This is a genomic window from Paraburkholderia tuberum STM678 (genome assembly GCF_902833905.1).
GTDB lineage: Bacteria > Pseudomonadota > Gammaproteobacteria > Burkholderiales > Burkholderiaceae > Paraburkholderia > Paraburkholderia tuberum.
On the sequence record NZ_CADFGP010000076.1, the window covers coordinates 1 to 16,785 of the forward strand.

Genomic DNA, 16,785 nt, shown 5'->3' on the forward strand with positions numbered 1-16,785 from the left:
GGCCGAGTGTTCGGGCCATGGCCCGAACACTCGAACCCTGCTGCTTCATGCTTGCAATCGTCATGCGTTCTTCAGGCTGCAGTTGTTGGTAACTTCTTTTTTGCATTGGCACACCTTACACGAGCAAGGTGTTGCACTTCAAATTTGATCGCGCCGTTTTTGAAACAAAAAAAGTGAACGCCTTCTATGGGAAAGCACAGCTGACTGGCGCACAACAAGCCATTTCACAAACAGCGACGCGGAGATTCGCGACGGGATATTCGAAGCCAGTCAAGCGTGCTCCCTGAACGCACCCAGTCTGCCAGTGATGCTCTTGTCGGGCGCCTTGAGATGAATCAATGAGAAAGCTCTTCAAGAGAGAGATTCTTTGTGCGCGGTCCGAGCAGCCCAACGATGAAGATAACGATTGTCATAGCGCCTGCGATGAAAGTGAACACACCGACAACTCCAAAATTTCTAAGCATGGCAGCGATTATGAACGCAGTGAAGATCGCTGAAAAACGGCTCCACGAATAGACGAACCCGATAGCTTGAGCGCGGAAGCTTGTTGGAAAGAGTTCGGCTTGGTAAAGATGAAGACTGTATGACATGATGTTGTTCCCAAGCGTTAAGCAGACCCCCAGACTAATCAACAACACCGCACCTAGCGCCTGACTGAACCAGATTCCACAAATGATATTTGCTGCGGCAACGAACATGATGACGAATTTGCGTTCGAAGCGGTCCGCGATAAAAAAACCGATGATTGGTCCAATCGGGGCAGCAATTGCAATGATGCTGGAGTATGCAAGACTCGAAGTCACCGTGATTCCCTGTTTAACCAATAACGTCGGAACCCAATTCGTAAAACCATAGTAACCGACTGTCTGGAACAGATTGAATAACGACAGCATCAGCGTTCGGCGCCGGTACTTCCCGCTAAACATGTCAGCGAAACGACCTCGGGGAGGAGTCGGAGTAGCAGCCTCGGGTGGAGGCAGCGGACTCCCCAGATCTTTGGTCACCTTCGCTTCGAGGTAGCAGACCACGCGATTAGCTTCTTCAAACCGTCCTTTCTGTATAAGCCAACGCGGGCTTTCGGGCAATCCTCTTCGAATCCACCAGACAAACAGCGCTCCGTGCGCCCCAATCAGTACTACGATGCGCCAGCCGTCGAGTCCGAAAAACGAACGAGGGATGAGCAAATAGGAAAGTAAGGCTACCACGGGGACAGACGTGAATCCGATCGCCTCCTGAAGGGCGAACGCACGCCCCCTGATATGTTTCGGTGCTAGCTCGCTAACATAGGTGCCAATAGTGACAAGCTCAACACCGATCCCGATGCCGGCCACGAAGCGCCACAGGTTTAGGCCATAAGCGGTTTCTTGGAATGCCATCACGGCATTCGCCGCGGTGTACCACAACAACGAATAAGTAAAAACGGTCCGGCGGCCGAATCGATCGGCGAGAAACCCGCAAGCTATCGTGCCGACGAACAGACCGGAAAAGAGCGCGGCGATGAAGCTTGCAACACCCGTAAACCCAAAGAAACTGTAAGTGGTCTCCGATAAAATGCCGCTTTTTACAAGACCCGGTCCAACGTATCCTGTGTAAAGAAGATCGTAAAGTTCAAAGAAGAATCCGAGACTCAATAGTACGATGAGTTTCCAGATGCTACGAGTAGCCGGTAACCTGTCGAGTCTTGCATAAAGGGAGCCTGCGTCAATCGCGACTTCTATGCTTCCGGACGCGTAAGCAGTCGTTCTTGCCATGGAGGTGCTTGAACTACCCATCTGATGTCTCCCTTTGATTGAACGCAGCGCATTGATCGACTGGTGCGCTTGCGATGATCATGAAAAGGCCCCACGTCAACGTGGTGTAGGTATAGAAATTGAAGAGAATAGATTCGCGCGCAACGGAGATACACAGGGGTACGGAACCCGATGCTTTAACGTCGTCGTGTGTGTCTATAAGTTGTATTCGTCGAGCTGCTGCCTAATTCGCCATCGACCAAATCGAAAAATCCCGTCGGTGGGTGGTCACCATCCGAGGCTCGAATGATGACCACGAAAACATCAAGAAAGTTTCACAGTGACGCATTTGAGATGCGTGTAGTGATGCAATGCCTCAATGCCTTTTTCACGCCCGTAGCCGCTCAGCTTGTAACCGCCAAGAGGCGTCTCTACGCCACCAGACATGTATTCATTGACGTAGATTTGGCCGGCTTCGATCTGAGCAGCGACACGATGCGCACGTGCCAGATCTTTGGTCCAGATTCCGGCCGCCAGGCCGAAATCGGTATCGTTTGCGATGCGGATCGCATCCGACTCCTTATCGAACGGGATAACACATCCGACCGGACCAAATACTTCTTCTCTCGCGACTCGCATGTCATTGGACACGTCCGCGTAGAGTGTCGGAGTGACGAACCAGCCGCCGGGACTTCCGTACTCGCCTTGCTCCGGCAACTTCCCACCGAAAACGGTCACCGCTCCGTCAGCTTTGGCTACCTCGTAGTAGCTCTTCACCTTGTCGTACTGCGCTTGCGTCGTAACAGGTCCAAGATTCGCCGTCGTCGTGCAGCCAACTTCGAGGTGGGCCGCTGCTTCGCGGATCTGGTTGATGAACTCATCGTAGATGGAGCGTTGGACGAGGATCCGGGTTCCTGCCACACAGATCTGGCCTGAATTGACAGTGAAAGCACGCAATGCCCCGGGGACTGCTATAGCCAGATCGGCGTCCTCGAAAATGATGTTTGGCGATTTGCCCCCCAGTTCGAGCGTGAGCGGCAGCGCTCGCTCGGCGGCAAGACGAGAGACTTCCAAGCCGCCACGAACGGAGCCTGTGAAGGCGACCTTCCGAACAAGAGGGTGCTTCACGATTGCCGCCCCTGCTTCCGGACCTAGCCCCGTTACAACGTTGAACACTCCGGGCGGCAGGCCGCACTCTTCAACAGCGGCTCGAGCCATCCAAAGCAAAGTGGTAGAGGTTGCCTCTGACGGTTTGGCTACCACGGTATTGCCCGCAGCCAAAGCCGGTGCTCCGGCTCGTGCAGCCTGGTTCAAGGGCGCATTCCACGGAAGTATCGTGCCCACCACACCGTATGGTTCGCGTCGGGTGTACGAATGATAGCCGTCGCCGAGATTGATGGTCTCGCCGTTGACGGCGTTGACGAGTCCGCCGTAGAACTCAAAGTATTGGATCGATGTCTCAATCTCCCCCGCAGCTTGTTCAAGTGCCTTTCCTGTTTCAGCGCGTTCCATCTCGATAAATTCTTGTCGGCGGCGTCGCAGCATGTCCGCAATGCTCATTAATACGCGGCCGCGCTGGAGGGGTCGACGCCCACGCCATTCTTCTAATGCATCCTGTGCCGTTTTCACTGCGAGGTCCACGTCAACGACGTTTCCGCGCGCTACGCGAGCGATCTTCTCACCCGTGGCCGGACTAACGACATCGAGGAACTGACCTCCTGCAGGGGCGACCCATTCTCCGTTGATGTAATGACGTTCTTCTCTCATGATGTTCACTTGTTTCTAGTGGATGATAGCTTCGTGGTTGGCGGTCGCCTTCGCGTCTTCGATAACCATGTCAGCGGCCTTTTCCGCGATCATGATGGTGGGAGCGTTTGTGTTGCCGCTGATGAGGTTCGGCATGATCGATGCGTCAACCACCCTGAGTTGGCCAATTCCGTGCACGCGGAGCCTCGCATCTACCACGGCATCATTTCCGCAGCCCATCTTGCAGGTTCCGACGGGGTGATAGATGGATTGACCGTTGTCTCTGATGAATTCGAGCATGTCTGCATCGGAGTCAACGCCGGGCCCCGGGAATTCTTCCTGAACAATCGCCTGAGCCAATCCACCAGTCGTCGCCAGGCGGCGCACTAACTTGAACGCGCGAATCATCGTCTCCTGGTCTTCTCTGGCCGAGAGGTAATTCGCCCTGATGCGCGGCGCATCAGAAGGAGCCGGCGATTTGAGCGAAACCGTTCCACGCGATGCAGGACGTACCTTCAGTGCGGCAATCTGGATCCCGGGAAAAGGATGCACTCGCAGTGCGCCACTTGCTTCGAACGTAAAACTCCACGGTCGGAAGCTGATTTGAACATCTGGACGTGGATCACCAGGGGACGTAGCGACAAACGCTTGCGCATGCGACGTACCCATGGACAACGGGCCACCCCGATCCAGGAGATACCGCGCACCGTGCAAGTATTTCTTCCATCCACGGATTGCCGGATTCATTGAATAGCCGCGCTTGACTTCGAAGACTGTGTTGACCGCGTAATGGTCCTGCAGGTTTTGGCCAACCCCGGACAATTCATGAACAGGTCGGATGCCAACGTCGGCGAGTTCCTTCGTCCGACCGACTCCAGAGAGCATCAAAATCTGCGGGGTGCCTATCACGCCAGCTGAGAGAATCACCTCGCGGCGGGCTCGGACATTCTGAACGACGCCATCGCGCTCGTAAATTACTCCCTTCGCGACGCGATTCTCTATCACGACTCGATGGACAAGCGCATTGCCCCTAACGGCTAGATTTGCGCGCGACCGGACGGGATGTAGATAGGCCCGCGCAACGGAGCTCCGTACGCCGTCGCCGATTGTGTGCTGACAGTATCCGGCCCCATCGATTTTCGCCCCTGCAAAGTCCGCATTGGTTGCAATGCCGGCAATGGCTGCCGTTTCGATGAAGGTTTGGGTAATGGGATGCTGATGCCGACCTAACGAGACGCGAAGAGGGCCCTGATCGCCTCGCCACGCGTCAGCGCCGCGGTCATTCTTTTCCGCTCTCCTGAAGTACGGCAGAACGTCGTCGTATCCCCAACCGGGGTTGCCGGCGCGCGCCCAGTCGTCATAATCTTGCCGGTCACCGCGCATATAGAGCATGCCGTTGATCGCGCTCGAACCGCCCACGACCTTTCCTCGGGGGAAGTAGACCGACCTGCCGCCCACGCTGTTCTCAGGTTCCGTGGAATAACACCAGTTGAAGTCTTTGTTGTGGAAGAGAAACGGAACACCGGCGGGTGTGCGGATCCAGAACGTCTCAATATCCGGCCCAGCTTCGAGGAGCAGAACAGTACAAGTAGGGTCCTCGGTTAGCGCGCGCGCCAAGACGCAGCCTGCTGAGCCGGCGCCTACGACAACATAGTCAAATGTCTCTGCCTGCTTCGCCTCACGCGGAGATGTGCTTTGTTTCATGATCTAATGACTCTCACAGAGGAGAGTTCCAGTCGCCACTGATTCTGGAACGTTGACGTAACGCCGGCAGCGAACGCGGATCTGCGCCGCGCTACCCGGCTCGGGCGCCCACCGGCATATTGAGACGAGAGGGCGGAAGTTCAGGCACACCGGAGGTGATTTCACCGGATGAGCATGGTGGATAGTCCTCCAGTGAATCCTGCGTGCTGACCGGGCTCGCCGCCACTTGACAGACCGGCTGCATCGAACGTCATGCTCGTCTCCTGTATGATTGGCCGCTTGAATCTCTCGATTCATCTACGTCTGGACTGATGTCGGCGCTTAAGTGCGGACGATGTTATCGAACCATCGAGTCCTGACCGTCAGCGCGACAGATTTCCGTTATCGTCAAACCGTTCTGAAGTTTTCGTGAGGGAAAGACGTCCGGAAGCCTTCGGTCGTGGATTGGGATTACTCGGCGTCGTTCGCCGTTAGTCGTCCGCACCATTGTTGCCGAAGTCTCAATCAGCCGTGTCTGGCTTCCTGTAGCCAAGCCCACTGGAACGTAGGGACCTGTTTCGACTTGGTCGGGATGCTCGCAGCCAAGGTTTTCGTAGACGTAGACGAGGTCTCCCGCCAAAATCCACCCGTCTTGAGATTCCGGCGAAAGGTCGTTGCGGACATGAATCCACATTGATCCATATGTATGGGTGTCAAACGCTGCATGAATATCAATGCCTGGGATTACATCTGAAGCGTCACCGTCGAGGTAGTGTAGTCGGCCCTCACAAGCCGCACGCACAGCATTCAGGATGTCACCCGGATCGGTGGCGCCATTGAGTGCTTTGAATTCTTCAGGCAACGTCATCGCGCGGATCCACTCTGAGATCTCTCTTTGCTGGATGTAAAAATGCGCGTTTGGAAAGTCTTGCAGATTGCCCATGTGATCGAAGTGGGCGTGAGTCAGAAAGATGGTGTTGATTTGGTTGGGCGTTAAACCGAACGGTTCCAACACGTCGCGAGGAGAGTGCCAATTTGAAATTCCAAACTTCTTTCCAAGCACTCCGCCGTAATCCGCATGGTTATAACCGACATCGACCATGCTTATGTGCTCATCGCTTTTTATCAGGACATAGCAAAACGGTAGGCGTACCGAGCCTTCATAGGCCCCGTACTGCAATGCACCGCGAGCATACTGATCAAGCTCCGCATACTCCAATACCCAGATCGAATACTTTGACATCTGCTGTCTCCCAGGTTCTTTTGTTAAGAAACGTCCCCTGCCTACGATTCGGCCGTTGCGACGGCTTTTTGTTCAGACACACAGAGGCATAAGCGGGCGCAACTGCAGCCTTCATAAAAATCCACAGCATTCAGTCCAAATTTGAAATCGCAGGTCGCGCGAAACTTGGCGTGCAACGAAACGATCTCTCTGCGCAGCGCGTCCACCTCGGCAGCCTCGATTCGCACCTGTAGCGTAAGGGCTCGAATCTTCGGCGCAATGCTCACGCAGGAACGGTGAATTTCGTGCACCCGGTGGAGATGCACGTTAGGAATTTCGTTACCTAAGGTAAGCAGGCGCTCTGATAGCTGTTGCATCGAGGAGCAGAGCGTGCCCGCTAGCATCTCTGTTGCATGAGGCTCCAAACGAGAGGCCGTTGCGAGGAGCAGCGCAGACAAGCGAGCGAGAATGTCATTTAACTCAGAATGACAAGGAGTAATCTTCTCGAGATATTTCAGGAGTCCGTCGTTTCGGGTTAGCCTGTTCGGAGCGCACCTTCGTAACACCGCCTCGAAATCTGTGTAGGACTCGCTGTCGTGCAAAGGGTTCATGTAGCCTCCCTCGGTTTGGATGGCCTATGTCAGAATACGATCAGATCGCGCAAACCGTGCCCTGCGGCGAGCCTGTCGAATCCCTCATTAATCTCGTCCAGTGACAGTCGCTGTCCAATCAATTTGTCAACTGGTAGCTTGCCAGCCGCATAAAGTCGTATGTAGCGGGGAACATCCCTCGCTGGAATGCATGATCCAATGTAGCTGCCCTTCACCGTTCTCTCCTCCGCCGTCAGGCTGACCTGCTGGAGGTTCCAGCGGGAGTCGGGGTGGGGAAGACCTGCTGTTACCGTGGTGCCACCTCTGCGGGTGGCGCCATATGCGAATTCCATTGCTTGAACTGATCCGGCAAACTCGAAGGCGTAGTCGACACCGCCCTTGGTTAGCTCCCGAATCTTTGCGATGGCGTCCTTGTCCTGTGCATTGAATGTATGAGTAGCGCCGAGGGCGCGCGCGACTTCGAGCTTGTCGTCGTGAACATCGACCGCGATGATTGGCTCAGCACCGGCCGCCGCCGCGCCGAGGAGGGCGCTCAGGCCGACACCACCCATACCAATAATAAGGGCCGAACAGCCAGCCTTAAATTGTGCGGTGTTAATCACAGCACCAACCCCGGTCAGAACTGCGCATCCGAAAACGGCAGCTAGCACAGGTTCGATATTGTCGCCAACTGGAACGCAGGATCGACGGGAAACTACCGCATATTCAGCGAAAGCCGACACGCCGCTATGGTGGTGCACTGGAGATCCGTTTTCTCTCAGCTTGATATCACCGCCGAGAAGCGTACCTTTGCCATTAGCTAGGGCTCCAGGCTCGCACAGCGCAGGACGGCCCTCCATGCAAGGGACGCAATGGCCACAACTGGGGACGAACACCAACGCGACGGTTTGTCCTGGCTTGAGATCAACCACGCCAGCGCCAATTTCGACAACTTCCGCGCTTGCCTCGTGACCCAGTGCCATCGGGACCGGACGTGGACGCACACCACTAATGGTCGAAAGGTCGGAATGGCAAAGTCCGGCAGCAATCAGGCGCACGAGAACCTCCCCGGGGCCCGGAGGTGCAAGCTCCAAGTCGGTGATTTTCAGGGGCTTGGTCTCCGAAAATGGGCCTTCTTGTCCGGCCTCATAGAGCACTGCGGCACGCGTTCTCAAGATGCGTCTCCTATCCTTTGGTCTTGTTCACAAGCTGGCATGAGCTTGCGGAGGCTGCGTTTACGAATGGTTCTGCGGACGAGTCGCCCTCTAACAGAATGGGTTCCCTAGTACGCTGTATTCATCCATTGAGACCATCGTATTCGAATAAGCACACGTGTGCAATGAGGTTAATTACTGAGATCGTGTGACTTGATCAGGTGGTTGATGGTCTTTCCGGCGTACCTTTCCCATTGTTCTAGCGACCTTGCCAGATTCACTGTGTCGCAGCGCTACGCCGCCACCGCGCGCCGAGTCTCCGAAACCAAACGAGGGGCAATATGCCTTAGACGCCTTGAAATAGGATTTGAAAGGGGGCGGTGCCGGAGACCCGCTTACATCAGACCAGCCCGGCCGGCAGGACCGACAAAGAAGCGTCGGGTAGCGGGCGGGATTGCGGGCCGCCGGGGCGAGAGTCCGTGGCATCTAAGCTTCGTCGGACCTGACGGCCAACCTTGGCGCGCGTCAAGAGACAGTGCGGCGTTGACCAAACTCCGGCCGCCTTGCCACGGCTCGAAGATCGCAAAACGCTATCGCGGGCAGCCAGACGGAACGATCCGGAAATCATCGCAGATGTGATTTCACACGTGTGCAAAGCGTGCTAGGATAGTTTAAAAATGGAGACAGGAGAAACCAAGTTGGCTTACATCCCCAAACGATCGTACCTGTTTGTGCCAGGGCATCGCCCCGAACTTATTGCGAAGGCAAAAGGCAAGGGGGCGCATGCGGTAGTCGTCGACTTGGAAGACGCTGTCGGCCCCGATGCAAAGGCTGATGCGCGAGAATCCCTGCGCGGATGGCTAAAGAGCGGTCGTGAGATCTACGTCCGCATCAACAGCTCTGGGACGAGTCACTTCGAAGCCGACCTGACTCTTGTGGGGTCGCCGGGTGTTTGCGGTGTCATATTGCCTAAATGTGAGCGTTCCGAAGAAGTCGAGCGCGTCCGTTCGGCAGGAGCTTCGTGTGTCATCCCGTTGGTCGAGACGGCACGAGGGTTTCGGAATCTGGAAGCTCTCTGCCAAACCGAGAGCGTCCAGCGCATCTTGTTCGGAACCATCGATTTTCAAGTCGACCTCGGCATAGTTGGCGACGGCGACGAATTGCTGTATTTCCGTTCGCATATCGTGCTTGTGTCGAAGTTGTACGGGTTGCAGGCGCCAATCGATGGCGTTTGCACCGCCATCGGCGACGAGAACCGTTTGCGGGACGAGACTGAACGCGGCAAGCGCCTTGGATTCGGAGCGAAGGCATGTATCCATCCCTCGCAAGTCGAAGTAGTCAATCGCGCCTTTCGTCCTACCGCGGACCAGATCACATGGGCACACCGTGTATTAGCTGCATTCTCCGAGAGCGGGGGCGGGGCGGTCTCAGTCGATGGCCAGATGATTGACGTGCCGGTCGTATTGCAGGCTCGGGAGATTCTTTCTTCTGCAGGCGAACCTGTGTCATAGCCGTGGTTTGGAAGCGAACAGGGCTGTCTCTTCGACAAACACGCGTGGACTGCCGTAGCTAGATTTAAGAGATAAAACATGGAGACTTTGATGGTGCAGCAATTCAATGACCTCTTTGCATCGCCAGAGCAGCTTTCGCGCATTCTCAGCGCGATGGGACTGGTGGACAGGGACGAAATCCCGCAAGTCACTCCCCTGACCGGGGGCGTATCCTCGGGAATCATGCGGGTGGACGTCCGCAAAGGTAGCTTCTGCGTTAAGCAGGCACTTCCGCAACTGAAAGTTGAGAAATTGTGGGAGGTTCCGCTGGAGCGCGCCTTTTACGAGGTCGAGTGGCTACGAACGGTGGCAAAGATCAGGCCGGGCAGCGTTCCGAAAGTTATTGGAGAGGACCGTCAGACTGCTAGTTTCGTAATGGAGTATTTCGACAAAGGGTATGTCAACTGGAAGTCGGATTTGCTGGACGGAAAGATTGACGTCAATGCCGCCAGTCAGGTTGGCGACATCCTTGGTCTGATCCACGAGCGCACGGCCAATGACCCAGAGATAGCGAGACGGTTTGCCACTGACGACAACTTCTATGCGATACGGTTAGAACCGTATCTTGTTGAGGCGGCGCGAATCCATAAAGAGGTGCAACCACAACTGGAGGCGCTGGTTCGCCGAACGCGGGACCATCGGGTTGCACTGGTACACGGAGACGTTAGCCCGAAAAATGTTCTGCTTGGCCCGAATGGGCCCGTTCTTCTCGATGCTGAGTGCGCATGGTATGGCGACCCGGCCTTCGACTTGGCGTTTGTCTTGAATCACCTCCTGATCAAGGCGTGGAGAGATCCAAAGAATGCGTCAGCCCTACTGGCGAGCTTCGATGCGCTAAGTCGTTCCTATTTTCGTCATATTACGTTCGAATCCCCCTTCGACCTTGAGTGGCGTGCCGTGACGTTGTTGCCAGCCTTGACGCTTGCCAGGATCGATGGAAAATCGCCGGTCGAATACCTTAAAGCGACCGAGCAGCAACAGTTGCGCGAGGTCGCGCTGGCGTTAATCAAGACGCCGCTGAAGACGTTACACGAACTGAATTCTTTCTGGAAGAATTGCTTGGAGCACTACCATGGCACGAATTGAAAAGGTTATCGCTCGACGGGTATGGGACTCACGTGGGCGGCCGACGGTTGAGGTCGAGATCGGAACAAGCTCTGGAGCTTGGGCCCGCGGTATTGCGCCCGCCGGCGCATCGCGTGGATCCGCGGAGGCAATTGATTTACGGGACGGCGGCGGGCGGTTTGGCGGAATGGATATACAGCAGGCGCTAAGGGGCATCCGCGAAGAGATTACCCCGCGTCTGCTGGGGTTCGACGTTTCAGACCAGGAAGGGATTGACGCCGCCCTGATCGAATTGGATGGATCTCCGAATAAGGCGCGTCTAGGCGGAAACGCCACGATCGCTACCTCTCTGGCGGCACTCCAGGCTGCGGCGGCGAGCCATCAAATGCCATTGTGGCGCTATTTGGCAGGCGATACGTCGGTATGTTTGCCGATTCCGCAGATCCAGATTTTCGGTGGCGGCGCTCATGCTGGACGTCGTGTCGACATCCAGGATTTCATGGTGATCGCGACAGGCGCAAAAAGTTTTCAGCAAGCGCTCGAGATGACGGCGGAGGTATATGCTGCGGCAGGCAAGTTAATGGGCTCACGCAGCGGGCTTATGGGTGTGGCAGACGAGGGAGGGTGGTGGCCGAATTTTTCGTCGAACGAAGAGGCGCTCGACGTATTGGTCCAAGCCATCGAGGCCGCAGGCTACGCGCCCGGCAAGGAGATCGCCATTGCTTTGGATATTGCCGCGTCAGAGTTCGGTCGGGAGGGCAGCTATCGCCTGGCATTAGACGACCGCACCATGGGCTCCCAATCATGGACAGAGGTGCTCCTAGGTTGGCTGGACAAGTATCCGATCGTTTCCATCGAGGATCCCTTGGCCGAAGATGATGAGGCCGGACTGATAGAGTTCACGCGTTCGGCAGGCAAGAATGTACAGATCGTTGGAGACGACTATCTGGTCACCAACGCTGCACGCGTAGAACATGCCGCAGACGTGGGCGCCTGCAACGCAGTGCTGATAAAGCCGAATCAAGCGGGTACTGTTACCGAGACGCGCGCGGCACTGCTCGCGGCGCAAGCGCGGGGCTTTGCGACCATTGTGTCCGCTCGTTCAGGCGAAACGGAGGATACGGCTATCGTACATCTCGCCACAGGATGGAATGCGGGTCAATTGAAGGTTGGTTCATTCGCCCGCTCCGAGCGAATGGCTAAATGGAACGAGGCGATCCGTCTCGAAGACAGCGGTCTGGTGAGCGGTGGATTCATCGGTCGGGCAGCGCTGGCCGGCTCTCGATAAGGAGATACTACTTTATGAAAGTCATTGTTTCGGTGAAGCGTGTCGTCGACTTCAACGTCAAGGTCGGCGTAAAATCTGACCACTCCGGCGTGGACATTGCGAACGTCAAGATGTCTATGAACCCTTTCGACGAGATCGCCGTGGAAGAAGCCACTCGTCTGAAAGAAAATGGACTTGCTTCCGAGGTGATAGCTGTCTCCTGCGGTTCGCGTCAGTGCCAAGAAACCCTCCGGGCGGCCCTAGCAATTGGCGCTGATCGCGCAATCCTCGTAGAAACAAACGAGGAACTTCAGCCTCTTGCAGTCGCTAAGCTCCTTAAGGCAATTGTCGAGAAAGAGCAGCCTCAACTCGTTATTCTTGGTAAGCAGGCAATCGACGACGATTCGAATCAAACGGGGCAGATGCTTGCGAGTCTGACGGACTTGCCGCAGGCAACGTTTGCATCAAAGCTTGACGTCAGCGAAGGCCGAGCGACGGTTACACGAGAGGTCGACGGCGGTCTTCAAACCCTAAGCCTGGTTCTTCCGGCGATTGTGACGACCGACCTGCGCCTAAACGAACCGCGCTATGTGACTCTTCCAAGCATCATGAAAGCGAAGAAGAAGCCGCTCGAAATCGTGAGTCCGGAAGACCTGTCTGTAGACGTCTCCCCTCGTCTGAAAACGTTGAAAGTTAGCGAGCCGCCCACGCGCAGCGCCGGCATTGTTGTACAAGATGCCGCCACGCTGATTGAGAAGCTTAAGAACGAAGCCAAGGTCATCTGAGAGTAACGTTATGAGTATCCTAGTCATTGCAGATCACGACGGTGTTGGTATCAAGTCAGTCACACTCAGCGCCGTAGCGGCGGCTGCGAATTTCAACGTGGAGGTCCACGTCCTGGTAGTGGGCTTTAATGCTGGAACTGTGGCTGCATCGGCTGCAAAGATCGCAGGTGTAAGTAAAGTCCTGCACGCCGATGGAGATAGTTTGTCTCACGGCCTGGCCGAAAACGTGGCATCACAAGTTCTCGCGGTCGCCGCAGACCCTGCGTACACCCACTTTGTTTTTCCTGCGACGGCTAATGGGAAGAACGTGGCTCCTCGTGTCGCCGCCAAGCTGGATGTCGCGCAGGTCAGCGAAATTATCAGAGTTGTGAGCGATGATACATTCGAGCGCCCCATCTACGCCGGCAACGCTATTGCGACGGTGCAAAGTGCCGATGCTCGCAAGGTAATCACCGTCCGGACATCCGCTTTCGACCCCGTTCCGGCTCACGGTGGCAGTGCCACAGTCGAGCTTATTGAGGCGGTCGCTGGCGATGGCAGAACTCAGTTCGTTAAAGAGGAGAGTACGAAGAGCGATCGACCGGAACTTGCTTCGGCCAAGATTATCGTATCTGGTGGACGAGCGCTCGGCGGTAGTGACAAGTTCAACGAAGTCCTCGCGCCGCTAGCGGACAAGCTGGGTGCTGCACTTGGCGCCAGCCGCGCGGCGGTCGACGCAGGCTATGCGCCAAATGACTGGCAGGTCGGACAGACAGGTAAGATTGTCGCGCCCCAGCTTTACATCGCAGTTGGCATCTCCGGAGCAATCCAGCATCTTGCTGGCATGAAAGATTCGAAGGTCATCGTGGCCATCAACAAAGATCCGGAAGCACCAATCTTCAGCGTGGCCGACTACGGACTTATCGGCGATCTGTTTGCCATTGTGCCTGAGCTGGTTGACGCCCTTGACGGCGTTACAGTGTAGAAGGCACCGATCTCACAAGGACAGAAGGGCGATAAAAGCGCGTCGTCCTGTCCTTGCTTTCCTCGGGCCTATGACGTCGTCGGGTTTGGCTCCTCAGAATATCACCGCGGACTGGCCCCGAGCGCTAGCCGATCGATACAGCATGCGGGAAACGTTAGATTTCTCGACATGCTTCACAGAACGTTTTCCCCTTCCGATGGCATATGGGCTGGAACGGACCTCTGCGTCTGCGTCCGCTCAAATTTAAATTTTCTGCCGTCCGGGGTCGTTTTCAGGGAGCGCAGCGGAGCGTGAGCAGTGGGCGCTCAGCAGTCGCAAAAACGCGGTCACCCGTTTCGTCCGTGCCGGATCTGCATGGTCTGCATTCATTCGTTGGCATCCCTTCACATTTCGTCCTGATCAGTCAAATCTAAAAGCGAGCGGACGCGGGCTTTGACCTGCCCGGGAGCAGCCAGATAGAAGAATGGCTTTGCGACGCGCATTGCACGTAGCGCTTAATAATCGGCGTCGCAAAAGCGTCAGGGAAAACTCTATTGCACACGTGTTAAATATCTCATAGCATGGGTTGTCGACTCGGCTTATCGGGTCTACATCGGGCTAGCCTCTGGAGCCTGATGGCGATGCTCGGCGGTCTGGATTGGTTGGGATGTCGCCAGCGCTGTGATGCAGCTTCGCTGGAACAATACTTACGCCGCGGTTGCCGATTCAAGCGGTAGCCTCGCGCACGTCGAGGGCGCAATGGGTTGTTGACCGAAGTGAAAGGAGTCGGCCACTAAGCTCAACCTTTCCGATCGGCGCTGCGCGATGCGGTGCCAGCAATGAATGTCAAAACAACAGTTCGGAGACAACACGTGGGACATCAAATTTCTCGTCGCTCGTTTATACGTTTGGCAAGCGGGGCAGTTTTGGCGACTTCTCCTTTAATCGGTCGCGCGCAGTCTGGGAGTATCAAGGTCGGCATGTCATGCATAACCAGCGGTCCGGTGGCCTTGACCGGTACTAGCAGCGTTGCTGCCGTCAAGTTCCTTTTCGACAAAGTTAATGCATCTGGCGGGATCAATGGTCGGAAGCTGGAACTGCTTGTTCGCGATTCGCGCGCGTTGCCCGAGGAGTCGGTAAAGAATGTTCGCAATCTGATGAACTCGGACGGATGCCGGATCATTATCGCGGCCGAAACTTCGGCTGGCGCAGCCGCTGTCAACGAAGTGGCTCGAACTAGCGATGTCCTTTTCTTTCACACGGCTGCGGAGTATTCGGCTTTAACCGCAGATCCCAAACAGCGATCCCCGCACGTGTTTCGTACTTCACGACAGGGTGTGCATGACGCGGCGGGCGGTGCGTTGTGGTTCACCCGCTTAGCAAAAGAGCGATCTTATGGGAGATTGGCGACCTGCTCGCCCGACTATCAGTACGGGCGTGACGTGACACAGTTGTTCGTTGACAATTGCAAACGTTTCGGCAGCAACCTGAACGTTGTCAGTCAAAGTTGGCCCAAGCTCGGCGCCTCAGATTACACGGAGGTTGTCACAAAGATGCTCTCCTCGAAAGCCGACGTCATATATTCCCTATGCTTCAGCGGAGATCTTCTCTCGCTGATGGAGCAAGGGAATCTTTATGGGTTGTTCAGTAATCGGGCCGTGTTCATACCGGATCTCTCTGAATATGGCGTGATCGACAAAGTCAAGCAGATTCCCCCGGTTGCATACACGGGCAGTCGTTACAGTATGGTCTATCCGCCTACTGCAGAAAATCGAGCGTGGCACGACGCAATCGTGAAGACAAGTGGCGGAATCAGACCGACTACCTGGTCATGGCAAGCTGCATTGGCGGCCCAACTTGCGGTGAATGCATTGACTGCAACCGGCGGCGAACCGCGGGTCGACAAAATGGCTCAGGCCATTCGTGGCTCGACGGTGCAAGTACCGTACGGGCTCAACGGAAAAGTGACCATGCGTGCGACCGATAACGCAGTGATTCGATATCCATTGGGGTTTGGAATGGCCCAATCGGCCGAGCCGTTCGTGAAAAGTTTCGAGTCGGTTAATTGGGACCAAGTTCTGGAATCCGAAACAGCATGGCTGAAGCGTAGTAACTACGTTTAATAGGAGTGTGGCCAATGGATCTCACTGCATTGACCGAGTGTCTACTAAGCGCACCGTGTCTGGTAACGCAAACGATGACTGGATTGGTCATCGCCTTCCTGTTGTTTTTGGCAGCCTCTGGGCTCACGCTTGTGTTTGGCGTGTTGAGGGTCACAAACTTTGCCCACGGCACGTTCTATATGTTAGGCGCTTACTTTACCATCGCGTTCTATCGTGCGAACGGGAGCTTTCTCGTCGCTGTGATCGGCGCGACGCTCCTGGTGGCTGCAAGCGGAGCCTTGTTTGAGCGCACGGTTATCAGTCGTGTCAAAGATTCGAACCCGCTGATGATACTGCTCGGATGCTACGGCGTCGTTTTGATAGCAGATGATTTGGTCAAGATCTTCTGGGGTAGTGCAGCATTGTCTACCGGCATGCCAGAGGCCATGCAGTTACCTCCCGTGCAACTCGGCGGGGGTGTGGTGCCGGTTTATTACCTCGTGCTTATCGGAATCTCGGCAACGGTAGGGATCGCGAGTTGGCTGCTAATTAACCGCTCCGGCTTTGGTCGCGCGGTGCAAGCAGTCGCGGAGGTTCCCAAGATGGCCGCAGCGCTGGGGATAAATACTCGACTGTATGCTGCAGTTGTCGTCGCGGTAGGTTGTGGTCTTGCCGGCTTGGCGGGATCTCTTGCGTCACCGATGCGCGCAACGATGCCCGGTGTTGGCTTTTCCATCCTGATCGAGTGCTTCGTCGTGACAGTTATCGGCGGGATGGGATCGATTTTTGGAGCGTTGCTTGCGGCGCTGTTCATCGGCTTGACGCGATCGTATGGCTCAATTGCGATGCCTCTATTTACGGAGGGTCTGACATTCGTTTCAATGCTTATTGTGCTGTGTGTTAAACCGACAGGATTGTTCGCAGTCCATGAAAGACCTTGAGGAATAG

General features: G+C 55.7%; 14 protein-coding genes. 7 read left to right on the top strand and 7 right to left on the bottom strand.

Annotated features, from left to right (window positions below; genetic code table 11):
- From HWY30_RS36220 to HWY30_RS36250, 7 genes are all read right to left on the bottom strand, one after another.
- Positions 1 to 106: helix-turn-helix domain-containing protein (locus HWY30_RS36220; RefSeq protein WP_176078980.1), on the bottom strand; the 106-nt coding region annotated here is incomplete at its 3' end.
- Between the two features lie 229 nt (positions 107 to 335).
- On the bottom strand, positions 336 to 1,772 hold the full coding sequence (locus tag HWY30_RS36225) for an MFS transporter (protein WP_090812371.1): 1,437 nt from the start codon (positions 1,770 to 1,772) through the stop codon (positions 336 to 338).
- 282 nt (positions 1,773 to 2,054) lie between these two features.
- A complete protein-coding gene (locus tag HWY30_RS36230) occupies positions 2,055 to 3,497 on the bottom strand; it encodes an aldehyde dehydrogenase family protein (protein ID WP_090812626.1) in 1,443 nt (480 codons plus the stop codon).
- 15 nt (positions 3,498 to 3,512) lie between these two features.
- Positions 3,513 to 5,180 (bottom strand): GMC family oxidoreductase, encoded by a 1,668-nt coding sequence (locus HWY30_RS36235; protein WP_090812370.1) that lies wholly within the window; start codon positions 5,178 to 5,180, stop codon positions 3,513 to 3,515.
- A gap of 337 nt (positions 5,181 to 5,517) precedes the next feature.
- The gene (locus HWY30_RS36240) at positions 5,518 to 6,402 is read right to left on the bottom strand and encodes an N-acyl homoserine lactonase family protein (protein ID WP_090812369.1); all 885 of its coding nucleotides are present in this window, start codon (positions 6,400 to 6,402) and stop codon (positions 5,518 to 5,520) included.
- Between the two features lie 41 nt (positions 6,403 to 6,443).
- The gene (locus HWY30_RS36245) at positions 6,444 to 6,992 is read right to left on the bottom strand and encodes a hypothetical protein (RefSeq protein WP_090812368.1); all 549 of its coding nucleotides are present in this window, start codon (positions 6,990 to 6,992) and stop codon (positions 6,444 to 6,446) included.
- Between the two features lie 29 nt (positions 6,993 to 7,021).
- Positions 7,022 to 8,146 carry a zinc-dependent alcohol dehydrogenase family protein gene (locus tag HWY30_RS36250; protein WP_090812367.1) on the bottom strand — a complete coding sequence of 375 codons (1,125 nt, stop codon included), beginning with the start codon at positions 8,144 to 8,146 and terminating at the stop codon, positions 7,022 to 7,024.
- A 656-nt stretch (positions 8,147 to 8,802) separates the two neighbouring features.
- Here HWY30_RS36250 and HWY30_RS36255 point away from each other — a divergent pair.
- The 7 genes from HWY30_RS36255 (at position 8,803) to HWY30_RS36285 (ending at position 16,778) form a co-directional block, all read left to right on the top strand.
- On the top strand, positions 8,803 to 9,636 hold the full coding sequence (locus HWY30_RS36255; protein ID WP_090812366.1) for an HpcH/HpaI aldolase/citrate lyase family protein: 834 nt from the start codon (positions 8,803 to 8,805) through the stop codon (positions 9,634 to 9,636).
- 90 nt (positions 9,637 to 9,726) lie between these two features.
- Entirely contained in the window at positions 9,727 to 10,761 is a 1,035-nt protein-coding gene (locus HWY30_RS36260) for a phosphotransferase (RefSeq protein WP_208524357.1), read from the top strand.
- Entirely contained in the window at positions 10,748 to 12,028 is a 1,281-nt protein-coding gene (gene eno, locus HWY30_RS36265) for a phosphopyruvate hydratase (RefSeq protein WP_090812365.1), read from the top strand. Before HWY30_RS36260 ends, eno begins: the two co-directional genes overlap by 14 nt.
- A gap of 14 nt (positions 12,029 to 12,042) precedes the next feature.
- Positions 12,043 to 12,792 carry an electron transfer flavoprotein subunit beta/FixA family protein gene (locus tag HWY30_RS36270; RefSeq protein WP_090812364.1) on the top strand — a complete coding sequence of 250 codons (750 nt, stop codon included), beginning with the start codon at positions 12,043 to 12,045 and terminating at the stop codon, positions 12,790 to 12,792.
- Between the two features lie 10 nt (positions 12,793 to 12,802).
- Positions 12,803 to 13,756: an electron transfer flavoprotein subunit alpha/FixB family protein gene (locus HWY30_RS36275; RefSeq protein ID WP_090812363.1), complete on the top strand. Its 954-nt coding sequence runs from the start codon at positions 12,803 to 12,805 to the stop codon at positions 13,754 to 13,756.
- Between the two features lie 851 nt (positions 13,757 to 14,607).
- The gene (locus HWY30_RS36280) at positions 14,608 to 15,858 is read left to right on the top strand and encodes an ABC transporter substrate-binding protein (RefSeq protein WP_167368847.1); all 1,251 of its coding nucleotides are present in this window, start codon (positions 14,608 to 14,610) and stop codon (positions 15,856 to 15,858) included.
- Between the two features lie 14 nt (positions 15,859 to 15,872).
- Positions 15,873 to 16,778: a branched-chain amino acid ABC transporter permease gene (locus HWY30_RS36285; protein ID WP_090812361.1), complete on the top strand. Its 906-nt coding sequence runs from the start codon at positions 15,873 to 15,875 to the stop codon at positions 16,776 to 16,778.
- The last annotated feature ends 7 nt before the right edge of the window (positions 16,779 to 16,785 follow it).

Excerpts from the sequence above, each read along its gene's own strand:
- HWY30_RS36225 (WP_090812371.1), bottom strand. The coding sequence starts at position 1,772 with ATGGGTAGTTCAAGCACCTCCATGGCAAGAACGACTGCTTACGCGTCC.
- HWY30_RS36230 (WP_090812626.1), bottom strand. The coding sequence starts at position 3,497 with ATGAGAGAAGAACGTCATTACATCAACGGAGAATGGGTCGCCCCTGCA.
- HWY30_RS36235 (WP_090812370.1), bottom strand. The coding sequence starts at position 5,180 with ATGAAACAAAGCACATCTCCGCGTGAGGCGAAGCAGGCAGAGACATTT.
- HWY30_RS36240 (WP_090812369.1), bottom strand. The coding sequence starts at position 6,402 with ATGTCAAAGTATTCGATCTGGGTATTGGAGTATGCGGAGCTTGATCAG.
- HWY30_RS36245 (WP_090812368.1), bottom strand. The coding sequence starts at position 6,992 with ATGAACCCTTTGCACGACAGCGAGTCCTACACAGATTTCGAGGCGGTG.
- HWY30_RS36255 (WP_090812366.1), top strand. The coding sequence starts at position 8,803 with ATGGAGACAGGAGAAACCAAGTTGGCTTACATCCCCAAACGATCGTAC.
- HWY30_RS36260 (WP_208524357.1), top strand. The coding sequence starts at position 9,727 with ATGGTGCAGCAATTCAATGACCTCTTTGCATCGCCAGAGCAGCTTTCG.
- eno (WP_090812365.1), top strand. The coding sequence starts at position 10,748 with ATGGCACGAATTGAAAAGGTTATCGCTCGACGGGTATGGGACTCACGT.
- HWY30_RS36270 (WP_090812364.1), top strand. The coding sequence starts at position 12,043 with ATGAAAGTCATTGTTTCGGTGAAGCGTGTCGTCGACTTCAACGTCAAG.
- HWY30_RS36275 (WP_090812363.1), top strand. The coding sequence starts at position 12,803 with ATGAGTATCCTAGTCATTGCAGATCACGACGGTGTTGGTATCAAGTCA.
- HWY30_RS36285 (WP_090812361.1), top strand. The coding sequence starts at position 15,873 with ATGGATCTCACTGCATTGACCGAGTGTCTACTAAGCGCACCGTGTCTG.